Origin of the sequence: Bradyrhizobium sp. Bra64 (assembly GCF_024519875.1) — a bacterium.
GTDB classification, from domain to species: domain Bacteria; phylum Pseudomonadota; class Alphaproteobacteria; order Rhizobiales; family Xanthobacteraceae; genus Bradyrhizobium; species Bradyrhizobium japonicum_G.
On record NZ_JALJRD010000006.1, the window covers coordinates 304649 to 320570 of the forward strand.

The 15922-nt window shown below is 64.0% G+C and carries 15 protein-coding genes and 1 tRNA gene; 14 read left to right on the forward strand and 2 right to left on the reverse strand.

Annotation, left to right across the window (positions count from 1 at the left end; translation table 11 throughout):
- Positions 1–50 precede the first annotated feature (50 nt).
- From NR187_RS20330 to NR187_RS20340, 3 genes are all read left to right on the forward strand, one after another.
- Positions 51–290 carry a hypothetical protein gene (locus NR187_RS20330; RefSeq protein WP_256807368.1) on the forward strand — a complete coding sequence of 80 codons (240 nt, stop codon included), beginning with the start codon at positions 51–53 and terminating at the stop codon, positions 288–290.
- A 2125-nt stretch (positions 291–2415) separates the two neighbouring features.
- Entirely contained in the window at positions 2416–2766 is a 351-nt protein-coding gene (locus tag NR187_RS20335; RefSeq protein ID WP_256807369.1) for a hypothetical protein, read from the forward strand.
- Positions 2767–2780: 14 nt separating this feature from the next.
- On the forward strand, positions 2781–4430 hold the full coding sequence (locus NR187_RS20340) for a recombinase family protein (protein ID WP_256807393.1): 1650 nt from the start codon (positions 2781–2783) through the stop codon (positions 4428–4430).
- On the opposite strand, the gene NR187_RS20345 is transcribed toward NR187_RS20340, so the two are convergent.
- Positions 4386–4462, reverse strand: a tRNA-Arg gene (locus NR187_RS20345). The two genes, NR187_RS20340 and NR187_RS20345, sit on opposite strands and share 45 nt — an antisense overlap.
- A 266-nt stretch (positions 4463–4728) precedes the next feature.
- On the reverse strand, positions 4729–6228 hold the full coding sequence (locus NR187_RS20350; RefSeq protein ID WP_211381060.1) for a HAMP domain-containing sensor histidine kinase: 1500 nt from the start codon (positions 6226–6228) through the stop codon (positions 4729–4731).
- 385 nt (positions 6229–6613) lie between these two features.
- Here NR187_RS20350 and rpmH point away from each other — a divergent pair, with 385 nt between their 5' ends.
- From rpmH to dapE, 11 genes are all read left to right on the forward strand, one after another.
- On the forward strand, positions 6614–6748 hold the full coding sequence (rpmH, locus tag NR187_RS20355) for a 50S ribosomal protein L34 (RefSeq protein WP_008542748.1): 135 nt from the start codon (positions 6614–6616) through the stop codon (positions 6746–6748).
- A gap of 24 nt (positions 6749–6772) precedes the next feature.
- Positions 6773–7153 (forward strand): ribonuclease P protein component, encoded by a 381-nt coding sequence (gene rnpA / locus NR187_RS20360; protein WP_211381059.1) that lies wholly within the window; start codon positions 6773–6775, stop codon positions 7151–7153.
- A 13-nt stretch (positions 7154–7166) separates the two neighbouring features.
- The gene (gene yidC / locus NR187_RS20365) at positions 7167–9011 is read left to right on the forward strand and encodes a membrane protein insertase YidC (protein ID WP_211381058.1); all 1845 of its coding nucleotides are present in this window, start codon (positions 7167–7169) and stop codon (positions 9009–9011) included.
- Positions 9012–9122: 111 nt separating this feature from the next.
- Positions 9123–9776 carry a ribosome biogenesis GTP-binding protein YihA/YsxC gene (yihA, locus tag NR187_RS20370; RefSeq protein ID WP_211381057.1) on the forward strand — a complete coding sequence of 218 codons (654 nt, stop codon included), beginning with the start codon at positions 9123–9125 and terminating at the stop codon, positions 9774–9776.
- A 38-nt stretch (positions 9777–9814) separates the two neighbouring features.
- On the forward strand, positions 9815–10141 hold the full coding sequence (locus tag NR187_RS20375) for a DUF423 domain-containing protein (RefSeq protein WP_211382370.1): 327 nt from the start codon (positions 9815–9817) through the stop codon (positions 10139–10141).
- Positions 10142–10291: 150 nt separating this feature from the next.
- Positions 10292–11179 (forward strand): acetylglutamate kinase, encoded by an 888-nt coding sequence (gene argB / locus NR187_RS20380; RefSeq protein WP_211381056.1) that lies wholly within the window; start codon positions 10292–10294, stop codon positions 11177–11179.
- Positions 11180–11271: 92 nt separating this feature from the next.
- On the forward strand, positions 11272–12258 hold the full coding sequence (locus NR187_RS20385) for a DUF1036 domain-containing protein (protein ID WP_211382369.1): 987 nt from the start codon (positions 11272–11274) through the stop codon (positions 12256–12258).
- Positions 12259–12272: 14 nt separating this feature from the next.
- Positions 12273–12965, forward strand: a complete 693-nt coding sequence (locus NR187_RS20390; RefSeq protein ID WP_211381055.1) for a pyrimidine 5'-nucleotidase — start codon at positions 12273–12275, stop codon at positions 12963–12965.
- A 137-nt stretch (positions 12966–13102) separates the two neighbouring features.
- Positions 13103–13948 (forward strand): 2,3,4,5-tetrahydropyridine-2,6-dicarboxylate N-succinyltransferase, encoded by an 846-nt coding sequence (gene dapD, locus NR187_RS20395; RefSeq protein ID WP_256807370.1) that lies wholly within the window; start codon positions 13103–13105, stop codon positions 13946–13948.
- Positions 13949–14103: 155 nt separating this feature from the next.
- Complete coding sequence (locus NR187_RS20400) at positions 14104–14754, forward strand: DUF805 domain-containing protein (protein ID WP_211381053.1); 651 nt, start codon at positions 14104–14106, stop codon at positions 14752–14754.
- Positions 14751–15917: a succinyl-diaminopimelate desuccinylase gene (dapE, locus tag NR187_RS20405; protein ID WP_211381052.1), complete on the forward strand. Its 1167-nt coding sequence runs from the start codon at positions 14751–14753 to the stop codon at positions 15915–15917. The genes NR187_RS20400 and dapE overlap by 4 nt, the downstream gene beginning before the upstream one ends.
- The last annotated feature ends 5 nt before the right edge of the window (positions 15918–15922 follow it).

The following is a 15922-nucleotide window of genomic DNA, read 5'->3' on the forward strand; positions in this document are numbered from 1 at the left end:
CCGGGGAATTCCAGAACGTCCGACGCGCCCGTCCAAATCGAAATGAACTGATGGACGCCACGTTCGTTGGTGGATATCGATCTGAAAGCAAAAAGCAAATGATCAAGCCTACGCGGTCGGCCGAGCAACAGATTGCGGACGAAGTCGATCGACGGAGCCTCAATCCGACGGGGGCGAGGCAGACCATAGCGGACAGCCAAGCCACTCCTGAGTTTCGGGAGAACCTCAAACGCCTCAAAGCCGAGCGGCTTGAGCGCGAGGCTAGACCGAAGGCGAAGCCAAAGGCCTGATTTGATTCGGCACCCCACTCCTTTCGCCTCGGTTGGCCGGACAAGCGGCCGCGCTGGCGTAGAAGGCTCTCACTGCAGAAGGTCATGAAATGTCGAATCGACGGTGGATGATCTTCCTGCTGCTTTCCGTGGTGATCGTTTGCTCGATCGTCGCGAGCGCTCGGTATTACTCAAGCAAATGCCATGGCATGGACGCGTGCGCGGCCGTTGAAGCCGAAAGCCATGAGCGGGATAAGCCAACCGAGCCACAATAGCTTTCGGGCGAAAACGCCCGTTGCGAAACGTACGGGTCAAGGGATCAAGCGCGAATACGCGGCGGCCGTCGAAAAGCAGCGCGAGCCCCTTTGGCCTCTGCCTTCCGTCAAAGATTTGGATCGGAGAATGTGCTCGATCGGCTCGGCGACATTGCGGCCAGCGCAGTAGATGCAGCCAAGAAGGGGCACAAAGTGGAGAAATGGCGCGCCACGGCCGATGAAGATGGGCACTACTGCTTCGCCGTGGCGCTATGATTCCAGAGCCAGCGATACGCCGCAATCGCCAAATCTGCGATGGCTCACGATCCTGCGCTACGCCTCATGAGCGGCTGTCCGCCCGATTTCGCCGGTGGTCCGGTCACCCTTCGGCTGCCGCCATTTCGATCAAATCGCGGGAACGGCGCGATGGGCCATATAGCGACATTTCGGTGACGCCGATCTGCTGGTTGACGAGGTCGCCTTGTGCTACTTGATCGGGCTAGAACAATTAGACCGCCAAGGGCTTCCCGTGTGATCCGTGAATTTCCGCCAGACCATGAACTCCTCGCCTTTTTTGAGAGTGAACCGACCGTACTCACTCCCGGCGATCCTTGGGTCTACAATACGCTTGAGTTTACGACAGTTCGAGCGGAGATCACGATCCGTTGTCGCCTCGTCCCGTCATATGGAAAGATCACGACGCTATTTATAGTGAACGGCCACGAATTGGCGAAGTTCGAACTTCGCGACGCGGAATCAATCCGGATTATCACAAGCGCGCAACAAGAGGCTTTGGTAGCGACTTTCGCGCCGCCACTGCGCCTCGATAACTTCGCTTTACAACTGAAGCCCCGGGTTTGGGCTGGGTGGGGCAACTTACATCAATTCCCCTAGCCAGCCTTTGCGAGGCTAGACGTGGAGCTAACCGCCAGCGTGGAGTGCGTCGTCCTTTCTGGAGCGCGCGAGTCTGCCCCGGGTCAATCGCGTCGGCCGGGCCAAAGGTCAGCGACTCCCGGACTACCCCACAAACCGGCCTCCAGAGGAGAGGTGAACTTCGCAGTCGGGCCACAAAGCGACATGGCTGTGATATGGAAGAGGCAGCCAATTGAGTGGCCTCACTGGATCGATATATGCATCCTGAATTGATCGCTGACGTTAAGCTCTATGCGACCTCTGCCGGTGGTCGCAGTTCTCCGATAGTAGGTGATTGGTTTGGTTGCCCTTGCAAGCTTCGCCCCGATGATTTTGACGCGAGGGATTGTCGATTGCTCTTGGGTGGTTTGTCGATGTCGCCCGGCGAGTCGCGCCGCCTCGGAGTTGTTTTCCTCTCACCCGACTCCGCGCCTTTGTTTCGGGCTGTCGGTGCCTTCTATTTGTGGGAAGGCAAGATCATCGGTGAGGCCGTAGTCGTTGCAAATGCCACTTGACCTCTCGCTGCTAATGCCCGTTTCGGATCATTCGCGTCGATATTGCCGAGTCCGCCTTCTCGTCCGCTATCGACAATACCCGACATCAACCGACCGAGAGCTAGGGCGCAAATCTCGTCCGAATAGGACGGCTAGATAAAAGCGACGGTGTCGCTCCGGGCCGTCGGGGGTCGTAAGTGTTTGTCTGCACATTGTTTTGGATGGCACTGCAGCGGCACCGTGTTAGGCGGCCTGGTGCCGTTCGAACCGAGAAGGCATTCAAAATCAACGTTCCGAGCGCCATCGTTCGCAGCGTAGCGTCGTTTTGCGCAGGCTCGGCATGGATGCCCGCCATGATCGCATGGGAGGCCGCTGCCGGACCAACGGAACGCCGTCAAGGCTCGCGCTGCGCGCGACCGGCTCCGCCGGCTTGCGGCCTTGACTGCGCTCCGATGGCCCGGCTCTTTGCTGCCATGCGATCATGGCTTGCTCTGCGCGATTGCGCTCACGCGGCAGACGAAGCGCGAGGTCGGAGCACCGCAGCGTGATGTGGCGCGCACTTCGGCTGTTCAGTGGATCGGCCAGGCTTGCCACAATGGCGCCATGGCTCGCTCTCAAGAATCGCAGCGGCGCGTGTCGACCAACGCGCAATGCGACGATCTCTACGACTATGCAGTGACGCCCGCGCGTCCTGGCCGGCGACGAGCGAAGCGCACTTCGGTGACATGGACGGTGACGGATGACTGGCCGGAAGACGTGCCGGTTGCTGAAGCCGAGATCGCCGTCTTTGAGGCTTGGTTCGGCGACCTGTTCGACGAGCTATTTGGAGACGGCTGAAGGGGGACATCACCATGGCAGCGGCGGTTCGGGCGGCTCTCTACCTGCGGGTCTCGACGGGGCGGCAAGCCGACAGTGATCTCTCCATCCCGGACCAGCGCCGCCAGGCGAAGGGCTATTGCGCGTCGCGCGGGTGGGAGATCATCGCCGAGTACGTCGAGCCCGGCGCATCGGCGACGGACGATCGGCGGCCCGAATTCTTACGCATGATCGACGCGGCCACGGCCAAGCCACCGGCGTTCGATGTGATCCTGGTCCACAGCTTCAGCCGCTTCTTCCGCGACCAGTTCCAGCTTGAGTTCTATGTCCGCCGGCTTGCCAAGAACGGCGTGCGCCTGGCGTCGATCACGCAGGATCTCGGCGATGATCCGATGAGCAACATGATCCGCCAGATCATGGCACTCTTCGACGAATACCAGTCCAAGGAGAATGCCAAGCACACGCTGCGAGCGATGAAGGAGAACGCGCGCCAGGGCTTCTGGAATGGCGCACTGCCGCCGATCGGCTACCGTATCGTGGAAGCCAGTGAGCAGCGCGGCCATCGCACCAAGAAGACGCTGGAGATCGACCCGATCCAGGCGGAGACCGTGCGGCTGATCTATCGCCTGGCGCGCGAAGGCAACGGCTCTTCGGGCGCAATGGGCGTCAAATCGATTGCCATACATCTGAACGAAGCCGGCATCCGAACCCGCGACGGCGGACGCTGGGGCGTCGATGCCGTGCACAAGGTGCTCACGCGCACGACGTACATCGGCCGCCATCGCTTCAACGCCAAATATTGGAAAACACGCGAGCGAAAGCCAGAGGCCGAGGTGGTCGAGATGACGGTCCCGCCGATCATCGAGGCCGCCGAGTTCGAGGCCGTCCAGGCGTTGCTCAAAACGCGCAGCCCCGCAATGAGTGCGCCGCGCGTCGTCAGCGGGCCGACCCTCCTTACCGGCATCTGCTTTTGCGCTGCCTGCGGCGGAGCAATGACGCTGAGGACCGGGAAGAGTGGGAGATACAGGTATTACACCTGCTCAACCAAGGCCCGGCAGGGAGAGACCGGCTGCAAGGGTCGCACCGTTCCGATGGAAAAGCTCGACGATGTAGTGGTCGAGCACATCGAGCAGCGCCTGTTGCAGCCCAAACGTCTCGAGCAAATCCTCTCGATCGTCCTCCATCGCCGGAAAGAGCGCGCCGAGCGCCGAACGACGCATATCGCCGAATTGCGCAAGCGCGCAGCCGAAGCAGAAGCCAAACTCAAGCGATTGTACGACGCGATTGAAAACGGAGTCGCTGACGTCTCCGACCCGATGCTCAAGGAGCGCGTGGCCGAGCTGAAGTCCGTCCGCGACCAGGCCCGCGCTGACGCAGAGCGGGCCGAGGGAGCGCTTGATCGAGCCGGGCCAAGCATCACACCCCAGGCGCTTAAAACCTTCGCCCGCCAGGCCCGCAGGCGCGTGCGGACCGAGTCGGGCGGCTACCGCCGCGATCACCTCCGTGCTCTGGCCCAGCGCGTGGAAGTGGACGCGAAAGAAGTTCGCATCATGGGATCGAAAAGCGTGCTTCTGGGTACGCTCGTCGCTGCCTCAAGCGTAAAAACGGCAGGTTTTGGAGTGCCCAGTTTTGTACCGAAGTGGCGCGCCCGGAACGATTCGAACGTCCGACCCTCAGATTCGTAGTCTGATGCTCTATCCAGCTGAGCTACGGGCGCGTTTTTCGCAAACAGCGCGGGCTTGGCCCGCAGGCAGCCCCCGGCGACGCCGGAGGGGGTGCGAAAGAGCGCTCTGACTAACCGCTCTTGCCCCGATTGGCAAGGTCCGGGTGAGGGAGATTTTGCAGGGAAATGACAGTTTGCGCGCTCGGCCGCTGGCCGACAAAAGCGCGACGAAGGGTCGGGATGAAAAGTCATCGCGCTTTAGGTTATTGTTTGAGCATGATCTTTTCGGAAAACCGCTTCGCACTTTTCCGGATCATGCTCTACGCCCTCTGCCGCTCGTTGCGGATGGAGAGGAGTTCCACGGGGCGGTCGGGGATGACGATCCGGAAGGTGGCGCCGATGGTGCCTTCGACCAGATGGATGTCGCCGCCATGGGCGCGGACCAGCTCGGCGGCGATGGCCAGACCAAGCCCGCTGCCGCCGGGGCGCCCCGAGGTCTGGAACGCCTCGAACAGATGTTCCCGGGTCTTCTGGGGGACGCCGGGGCCGGTGTCGGAGACCTCCAGGATGGCGACGGCACCCTCGCGTTTTCCCGTGATCCGGATTTGCTGCGCGCCGCCCTCGGCCGACGCATGGCTCTCCAGCGCCTGGGCGGCGTTGCGGACGAGGTTGAGCAGCACACGGAACAGCTGGTCGGGATCGGCATCGACGGCGAGCCCGCGCTCGATCGCGGCGACCCAGACGATCGCCGCATCGGAGGCAAGGCCGGCGGTCTCGCGGACCTCCAGCACGACAGGCTCGATCAGGATCATGCGGCGGTCGGGCGCGGCTTCCTGGGCGCGGCCGTAAGACAATGTCGACTGGCAGAAGGCGATGGCGCGCTCGAGCGAACGGACGAGCTTCGGCGCGAAGCGCTGCACCCGCGGATCCGGCACGCTGGCGAGCTGGTCCGACAAGAGCTGCGCCGAGGCCAGCAGATTGCGCAGATCGTGGTTGATCTTGGAGACGGCGAGGCCGAGGGCCGCAAGCCGGCTCTTCTGATGCAGCATCGACATCAGGTCGCGCTGCATGTCCGACAATTCGCGCTCGGCGACCCCGATCTCGTCGCTGCGCTGGCTCGGCACGATGATCCCCACCGAACTCTCGGGGTTTTCGTGGAAGCCGACCAGGCTCGCGGTCAGCCGCCGCATCGGGCGCACGAAGAGATAATGCAGGGCGAGATAGACGAGGCCCGCGGTCAGCACCGCGATGATCAGCGCGACCACCACGACGTTGCGGGAGAAGCGGTACATCGACTGCCGCAGCGGCAGCTCGTCGGTGACGATCTCGATGAACTGGGCGTTGCCGACGCCGGGGCCGACGATGCGGATGGCCTGGTTGCCGGTCTCCAGCATCATCCGGAACGATCCGGTGATCGCCTCCCATGCCGTCATGTCGCGCAGGTCGATGTCATGCTCGATGGCTGCAGGAAGATTGTCGCTGGCGAGCAGCCGGCGCTGCTGGCCCATCTTGATGGCGACGGCGCGGGCATTGATGCTTTTCAGGATCTGGCGCGACAGCGAATCGGGAACCATGCCGAGCGGCGCGGCATCGAGCACCAGCGCCGCAGTGTTGGCCGCAGCGACCCGGTCGTTGAGCCGGTTGACCCAGAAATTGGCGATGGCGGGCACGTAGAGCAGGACCGCTGCGATCATCACCAGGGGGACGGTGAGCAGCAGCAGCTTGCCGGACAGCCCCAGCCCGGCAGGCCCGCGCGGCCGCGCCGCGGGCGGGTCCCGCTGATCCTGATCTTGGACCGGCTGGAAGTCTGTCGCTGCCACGAAATTCGCCCTCGCTGCCTTTTGCCGGTTTATAGGGTTTGGCCCGGTCAAGGATTTGGCGGACATGAGGATGCGGCCCACCCCCGGCCCGGTCAAATTACAGATCGCTCATCTGCCAAGGTGGGATGTAAGCCCGGATATCGCGAGTCGCCACCTCAAGGGTTAAAAACCCCGCACAAACAGCGATATTCACCGGAATCGCGCGCTTAGTGCGGCGTTGACGAAAAGAAGGCGCTCGCTTATAAGCCGGCCAAATTGTCCGCGATGACCCGGTGTGACGCCGGGAGCGGCTCTCTTGGGGCCGAAAAAGGCCCGTTTGGGCCGCATCTTCCGGACTTTACCCTTAATTCTACAGGCAAATTGCCCGGTCAGCGGAGAAAAACCCGTGAAGCGGACTTATCAACCCAGCAAACTGGTGCGCAAGCGCCGCCACGGCTTCCGTGCCCGTCTCGCCACGGCCGGTGGCCGCAAGGTTCTCGCCGCCCGCCGCGCCCGCGGCCGCAAGCGTCTGAGCGCCTGAGCCTGACCCTTTTGGGATTTCATCATGGATCGGCTGAGGCAGCGAGCGGATTTCCTCGCCGTTGCCAATGGCGCGCGGGTGAATAGCGCCGCGTTCGTCCTGCAAAGCCGCCGCCGCGATGACGACGGCCCGATCCGGATCGGCTTCACCGTTACCAAAAAGAACGGCAACGCCCCCGAGCGCAACCGCATCCGGCGCCGGCTTCGCGAACTCGTGAAGCGGCTCGATCCGGTATCGATACAGCCCCATCATGATTATGTGCTGGTCGGCCGAAGGGACGCGCTCTCGCGCGACTTCGCCACCATGCTCGACGATCTGCGCATGGCGTTCACACGGCCCCTGCGTCATACGGCCAAGGGGCGCGGCCAGAGGCCGGGCCCCGCGACAGGCCGCAAACCGGATTGATGACGAGAGAATGATGACCGACAATCGCAACACCATCCTCGCCGTCATTCTGTCCGGCCTGGTGCTGATCGCCTGGCAATATTTCTACAACGTGCCGGCGATGGAGAAGCAGCGCGCCCTGCAGCAGACGCAGGCCGAGCTGCAGAAGACCACGCCGCAGCCGACGGCCTCCGCGACGCCGGGCACAACCCCGCAGGCCGGCAGCACGGCCCAGCCGTCGACGCCGAGCGCGAACCAGCAGGCCCAGCCGGTGGTTGCGCGCGACAGCGCGATTGCAGCCAGCCCCCGCGTGAAGATCGACACGCCGCGGCTCGCCGGCAGCGTCTCGCTGAAGGGCGGCCGCATCGACGACCTGGCGCTGGTGCAGTACCGCGAAACGGTCGACCCGAAATCGCCGCCGATCATCCTCTATTCGCCCTCGGGCACGGCGGAGCCTTATTACGCCGAGTTCGGCTGGGTGCCGGCGACGGGCGTGACGGCGAAACTGCCGGACGCGCAGACCGTCTGGCAGCAGGACGGCAGCGGCAGCCTGACGCCGACGACGCCGGTGGTGCTGAAATGGGACAATGGCGAGGGCCTCAGCTTCCGCCGCACCATCGCGGTCGACGACCACTATCTCTTCACCGTCAAGGACGAGGTGAGCAATGTCGGCAACGCGCCGGTCACGCTCTATCCGTTCGCGCTGATCTCGCGTCACGGCACGCCGCATGTCTCCGGCTACTACATCCTGCATGAAGGCCTGATCGGCTATCTCGATGGCCTGCAGGAATACGCCTACAAGAAGATCGACGAATCCAAGACGGTGAACTTCAAGGCCACCAACGGCTGGCTCGGCATGACCGACAAGTACTGGGCCTCGGCGCTGCTGCCGGACACCAGTGCGCAGCTTCAGGCGCGCTTCTCGTCGAACCCGGTCGGCAACGTCCACACCTACCAGACCGACTATCTGCTCGATCCCGTCACCGTCGCGATCGGCGGCTCCGCGACCGCGAGCGCGCGGCTGTTCGCCGGTGCCAAGGAAGCCGGCGTCGTCGGTGTGTTCCCGTTCGCCGGCCTCGGCGGCTACAACAAGGAGCTCGGCCTCAACCATTTCGATCTGCTGATCGACTGGGGCTGGTTCTACTTCATCACCAAGCCGATGTTCCTCGGCCTCGACTTCTTCTACCGCTTCTTCGGCAATTTCGGCATCTCGATCCTGCTCGTGACCGTGATCGTGAAGCTGTTGTTCTTCCCGCTGGCGAACAAGTCCTACGCCTCGATGGCGAAGATGAAGTCGGTCCAGCCGCAGCTTCAGGCGCTCAAGGAGCGCTATCCCGACGACAAGGTGAAGCAGCAGCAGGAGATGATGGAGATCTACCGCAAGGAGAAGATCAATCCGGTCGCCGGCTGTCTTCCCGTGGTAATCCAGATCCCGGTGTTCTTCTCGCTCTACAAGGTGCTGTTCGTCACCATCGAGATGCGGCACGCACCGTTCTTCGGCTGGATCAAGGACCTCTCCGCGCCCGATCCGACCAACCTGTTCACCCTGTTCGGGCTGATCCCGTTCGATCCGACCACGCTGCCGCTGTTCGGCCACTACCTCGCGCTCGGCATCTGGCCGATCATCATGGGCATCACGATGTGGTTCCAGATGAAGCTGAACCCGACGCCGCCGGATCCGACCCAGCAGCTGATCTTCAACTGGATGCCGCTGATCTTCACCTTCATGCTGGCGGGCTTCCCGGCGGGCCTCGTGATCTACTGGGCCTGGAACAACACGCTCTCGGTGCTGCAGCAGAGCTTCATCATGCGCCGCAACGGCGTGAAGGTGGAGCTGTTCGACAATCTCAAGGCGACGTTCGCGAAGAAGGCGACGTAGCGCCCGTCATTGCGAGGAGCGAAGCTCCGAAGCAATCCAGACTGTTTCCACAGGAAAGTCTGGCTTGCTTCGCTTCGCTCGCAATGACGTGAGGAAACAGAAAGCCTTCGCATGACCGACGACGAAGATGCGAAGCTGATCGAGGCCGGGCGAAAGCTGTTCACGCGCGACTGGCAGTTCATCTGGGCCTCGCCCTCGATCGAAACGCTGCCGCCGATGGCAGGGCTGGAGATTGCCTTTGCCGGGCGCTCCAACGTCGGCAAGTCCAGCCTGATCAACGCGCTCACGGGGCGCAACGCGCTCGCGCGCACCTCGCATACGCCGGGCCGCACCCAGGAGCTGATCTTCTTCGAGGTCCCCGGCAAGACCGATTTGCGCCTTGTCGACATGCCCGGCTACGGTTACGCCAAGGCGCCGAAGAGCCAGGTCGCATCCTGGACCGAGCTGATCCACAAATTCCTGCTGGGACGCGCCTCTCTCGCGCGCGTCTATGTGCTGGTCGACGCGCGGCACGGCCTCAAGGACGTCGATCTCGAGGTCCTGAAGACGCTCGATCGCTCCGCGGTCAGCTACCAGATCGTGCTGACCAAGACCGACCAGGTGAAGGCCACCGAGCTTCCGTCGCGCATCGCCGAGACCGAAGCTGCGCTCGCCAAGCATCCGGCCGCATTCCCGAACGTGCTCGCGACCTCGTCGCGGAGCTCGACCGGCATGGAGAGCTTGCGCGCCGCGATGGCGAAGCTGCTGGAGGAGCGAACCAAGTGACGGCGACACCTCGCCTGCTGATCGGGCTTGCCGGTTTGATGGGCAGTGCCGGCGTGGCGCTGGCCGCGGCCTCCGCCCATGGCGGCGACGCCAGCCGGCTTGCCTCCGCCAGCGCCATGCTGCTGTTTCATGCAACCGCCATACTCGCCGCCATAGCCCTGCTCGCGCGCGGCCTTCTGCACGACGGAATTGGCCTCATCGCCGCGTTCGGCTTCGTGATCGGCGCCGCGCTGTTCGCAGGCGACCTCACCTTGCGGCAATATGCGGGGCACTCGCTGTTTCCCTATGCGGCGCCGACCGGCGGAACGGTGATGATTGGGAGCTGGCTGGCGGTGACACTGGCGGCGGTGACGGCGAATAAGTAGCGTTCGTGTCCCGGACGCGGTGCGGCACCCAAAGCGCGATTACGCGCGTCTTCGACGCGCTATGGTGACCCTCCGCAGAAGAGCACTTTGCGCCGAGGCCGCCAATCGGATAGAACGCCGCCCGTCAGTCCCGCCAGCGAGATCCGCCTCATGACCGAAATCTCCCCGCTCGACCAGGCCCGCATCCTGTCCGAAGCGCTGCCGCACATGCAGCAGTATGACGAAGAGACCATCGTCATCAAATATGGCGGCCATGCCATGGGCGACGAGGAGACCGCGAAGAACTTTGCCCGCGACATCGTGCTGCTGGAGCAGACCGCAATCAACCCGGTGGTCGTGCATGGCGGCGGGCCGCAGATCGCGACCATGCTCAAGCGCCTCGGCATCGTCTCGGAATTCGCGGCCGGCCTGCGCATCACCGACGCCGCGACCATCGAGATCGTCGAGATGGTGCTGGCCGGTTCCGTCAACAAGCAGATCGTCGGCTACATCAACGAGGCCGGCGGCAAGGCAGTGGGGCTGTCGGGCAAGGACGCCAACATGGTGAAGGCGTCGAAGACGACGCGCACCATCATCGATCCGGGTTCGAACATCGAGAAAGCAATCGATCTCGGCTTCGTCGGCGACCCCGAGAAGGTCGACCTCACGCTGCTCAACCAGTTGATCGGCTATGAGCTGATCCCGGTGCTGGCGCCGCTTGCGACCTCGAAAGAGGGCCAGACGCTGAACGTCAACGCCGACACTTTTGCCGGCGCGGTTGCCGGCGCACTGAAGGCAAAGCGCCTGCTGCTGCTCACCGACGTGCCGGGCGTGCTCGACAAGTCGAAGAAGCTGATCCCGCAGCTCTCGGTCAAGGACGCGCGAAAGCTGATCGCCGACGGCACCATTTCCGGCGGCATGATCCCGAAGGTCGAGACCTGCATCTACGCGCTCGAGCAGGGCGTCGAGGGCGTCGTCATCATCGACGGCAAGATGCAGCACGCGGTGCTGCTCGAGCTCTTCACCAACCAGGGCACGGGAACGCTGATCCACAAGTGAGGCAAGAGCTAAAGCAGGAGCGGACAACGAAAGACGTCATGGCGGGGCGCAGAGCTCAGCGGCACCGCCGCCCGGCCCTGGCGCGCTTTTTGATGACGCTGCCTGCCGCAGCCGTCTCGTTCGTCTTCTCCTCCGCGCCGGCCTTCGCCGACCTCAAGATTTGCAACCGCATGTCCTATGTCGTCGAGGCCGCGATCGGCATCGACGACAAGGCGGCGACCGCGACGCGCGGCTGGTTCAGGATCGATCCAGCCACCTGCCGCGTGGTGGTGCAGGGCACGCTCTCCGCCGACCGCATCCTGCTCAACGCCCGCGCGCTCGGGGTCTACGGCGCTTCGCCGATCCCGCAGAACGGCAGCGACACGCTGTGCGTCGCGCAGGACAATTTCGTCATCGCGGCCGCGCGGCAGTGCCGCAGCGGCCAGACCCAGGCTGCCTTCACCCAGATCACGCCGACGCAGGGCGCCGACGGCAATCTCGTCGCCTATCTCGCTGAGGATTCCGAATATGACGACGAGCAGGCGCGCCTCGCCGGCATCCAGCGGCTGCTGGTGATCGCGGGCTACGACGCCGCGCCGATCGACGGCGTCGACGGACCGAAGACGCAAGGCGCGCTGGCTGCGTTCCTGAAGAGCCGCGGACTGCCGTCGGACATCGTGTCGTCGCCGAACTTCTTCAAGACCATGGTCGACGCGGTGCAGACGCCCTCCGCGACCGGCCTCACCTGGTGCAATGACACGCCGCACAAGGTGATGGCCGCGGTCGCCACCGACGACGGCAAGTCGGTGACGAGCCGCGGCTGGTATCGCATCGACCCCAGGACCTGCCTGCACCCCGATGTGACCGGCCAGCCGAAACAGATCTTCAGTTTCGCGGAAGCCATCGACGCCGACAACCGCGCCATCAAGCTGAAGGACAAGCCGCTGAACTGGGGCGGCGACAGGCAGCTCTGCACGCGCGAGACCAAGTTCGAGACCAACGAGCAGACAGATTGCGGCGCGCGCGGATTCGCGGCGACCGGCTTTGGTGCGGTGGACATGTCGAGCGGCGGCAAGACGCTGCGGTTTGCGATGCCGTGATCGAGAGAATTGTGATGAACCCACCCCGCGCCTTCAGCCATATCGACACCTGGGTGTTCGACCTCGACAACACGCTCTATCCACATCACGTCAATCTGTGGCAGCAGGTCGATGCGCGGATCGGCGAGTTCGTCTGCAACTGGCTGAACGTCACGCCCGCGGAAGCGCGGAAGATCCAGAAGGACTATTACCAGCGCTTCGGCACCACCATGCGCGGCATGATGAGCCTGCACGGCGTCTCCGCCGACGACTATCTTGCCTATGTGCACAAGATCGATCATTCGCCGCTGGAGCCGAACCCGGCGCTCGGCACCGCCATCGCAAAACTGCCGGGGCGGAAACTGATCCTGACCAACGGCTCGGTCAGTCATGTCGATGCGGTGCTGGCGCGGCTCGGCCTCGCCACGCATTTCGACGGCGTGTTCGACATCATCGCGGCGGAGTTCGAGCCCAAGCCGGCGCCGCAGACCTACCGGAAATTCCTCGGCGACCATGCGGTCGATCCGACCCGGGCCGCGATGTTCGAGGACCTCGCCCGCAACCTCACCGTCCCGCACGAACTCGGCATGACCACGGTGCTGGTGGTGCCCGACGGCACCAAGGAGGTGGTGCGCGAGGACTGGGAGCTGGAAGGCCGGGACGCCGCCCATGTCGACCACGTCACGGATGATCTGACGGGATTTTTGGCGAAGTTGTCGCCACACTGACCGCCGTCGTCCTGGCGAAAGCCCGGACGACGGTCGAGCAAGGAGGGTGATCGCGAACCCAGCCTTGACTCCGTCCCCCCAAATCCCGAAAAAGCGCCCCAATCCATTAAAATTCCCGTTCCGAAGAGGAAATCCCGATGTCCCTGTCCGCCCTCGAATCCACCATCAACAGCGCGTTCGACGCGCGCGACGGCGTCTCGACCTCGACCAGGGGCGAGGTGCGCGAGGCCGTGGACCAGGCGCTGGAGATTCTGGACAAGGGCGAGGCGCGCGTCGCCGAACGCGAGGCCAGCGGCAAGTGGAAGGTCAATCAGTGGCTGAAGAAGGCCGTGCTGCTGTCGTTCCGCCTCAACGACATGGGCGCCATTCCCGGCGGCCCCGGCAAGGCGACCTGGTGGGACAAGGTACCCTCGAAGTTCGACGGCTGGGGCGAGAACCGCTTTCGCGACGCCGGTTTCCGCGCCGTTCCCGGCTCCATCGTGCGCCGCTCGGCCTTCATCGCCCGCAACGTCGTGCTGATGCCGTCCTTCGTCAATCTCGGCGCCTATGTCGATGAAAGCACCATGATCGACACCTGGTCGACGGTCGGCTCCTGCGCGCAGATCGGCAAGCGCGTGCACATCTCCGGCGGCGTCGGTATCGGCGGCGTGCTCGAGCCACTGCAGGCCGAGCCCGTCATCATCGAGGACGATTGCTTCATCGGCGCGCGCTCCGAGGTCGCCGAGGGCGTGATCGTGCGCAAGGGCGCTGTGCTGTCCATGGGCGTGTTCCTGGGCGCCTCCACCAAGATCGTCGACCGCGAGACCGGCGAGATTTTCATTGGCGAAGTGCCGGAATATTCGGTCGTCGTGCCCGGCGCGCTGCCCGGCAAGCCGATGAAGAACGGCCAGATCGGCCCGAGCACGGCCTGCGCCGTGATCGTCAAGCGCGTCGACGAGCGCACGCGCTCGAAGACCAGCATCAACGAGCTACTGCGGGATTAGTTGGCGGGCCACGAGCCCTCATCCCGCACCGTCACCCTGACGTGGCCGCCTCTTCGGCGGCCCTCGAAGGGCGACGGCCCGGCTGCGGTATCGAACCCGCCCTCCCTCCATCGCGACCAATCACCGGGTGGCCTCGACCGCCCGGAGCCCTTGGTATGGACTGGACCTGGTACCTCTTCCGCTTCGACGGCCGCATCAACCGCGCTCTGCTGTGGCAGGCGCTGCTGGCCGTCATGCTGCTGGCCGCCGTGCTCGGGATCATCGGTGAGGTTATCCGCGTCTTCAACGGTCACAAATCCACCTCCACCACCCTCATCTTCTCCCTCGACTTCAATCTCGACGAACTCTTCAACGCCGTCGACCCCCGGTCCTACCGTTTGCTGGCATCCGCAGACCGTCCGGCCCTGATCTTCAAGGTGTTCGCAACCCCGCTGTTCCTGTGGATCTACCTCGCGACCGCCACCAAGCGGCTGCACGATCGCAACAGGAGCGGCTGGTGGATGATCCCGTTCTTCGTCGTGCCCGGCCTGTTCGACCAGTTCTCGGACCTGCTGCCCAACTCCAACTGGGTTCTTCCATTCGCCCTGGCAGCCTCCATTCTATGGCTGTGGGGTCTCGTCGAGATGTTCTGCCTGCGCGGCACCTCGGGCGACAACCGGTTCGGCGCCGACCCGCTGGCCGACATCGAAGACGGCTCCGCGACCGCCTCGCCCGCGGCGAAAAGCTGGGAGCAACAGAGCGAGCTCGAAATTGTCCCGCCCAGCGCTAGCCCACCCGGCGGCATGCATGTTAAGCGGGGCACATGACCAATGCCCTCTCCATTGCCCGCGATCTCATCCGCTGCCCCTCGGTAACCCCGGCCGACGCCGGCGCGCTCGGCGTGCTTGAAAAAGCCTTGAGCGCAGCCGGTTTCACCTGCCACCGCGTGACCTTCTCCGAGCCCGGCACCGCCGACGTCGACAATCTCTATGCGCGGATCGGCACTGAGGGACCGCATATCAGCTTTGCCGGCCACACCGACGTTGTGCCTCCGGGCGACGAGAGCGCCTGGAGCGTCGGCGCGTTCTCGGGCGAGGTGAAGGACGGCTTTCTGCACGGCCGCGGCGCGGTCGACATGAAGGGCGGCATTGCGTGCTCGGTAGCAGCCGTGCTCGAGCATCTCGCCGCGAACGGCGGCAAGCCGCGCGCGGATGGCACAGGATCGATCTCCTTCCTGATCACCGGCGACGAGGAAGACGTCTCCATCAACGGCACCATCAAGCTTTTGAAGTGGGCCGCGGAGCGCGGCGAGAAATTCGACCATTGCGTGCTCGGCGAGCCCTCGAATGTCGAGACACTCGGCGACACCATCAAGGTCGGCCGCCGCGGCTCGCAATCCGGCACGCTCTTTGTCGACGGTGTGCAGGGCCACGTCGCCTATCCGCATCGCGCGGCCAATCCGGTGCCCGATATCTCGCGGCTGATCGTGGCGATCTCCGACGAGCCGCTCGACCATGGCAGCGCGCAGTTCCAGGCGTCCAATCTCGAATTCACCTCGGTCGACGTCGGCAATACCGCCAATAACGTCATCCCCGGCCAGGCCCGCGCGAAATTCAACATCCGCTACAACGACAACCATACGCAGGCGAGCCTGCGCGAACTGGTCGAGACGCGGCTGACCAAAGCCTGCGGCAACCGCATCCGCGCCCGCATCGTCTGGGAGCCGTCGAACTCGAACGTGTTCGTCACCAAGCCCGGCCCGTTCACCGATCTCGCGGTGTCGGCGATCGAGGACGTGACGGGCCGCAGGCCGGAGCTGTCGACGTCAGGCGGCACCTCGGATGCACGCTTCATCTCGAGCTATTGCCCCGTGATCGAGTTCGGCCTGGTCGGCCAGACCATGCACCAGGTCGACGAGCGTGTGCCGGTCAAGGATCTGGAGCGGCTGACGCAGGTGTATCGCGGGATATTGACCAGGTATTTTGGGTGAGGTCC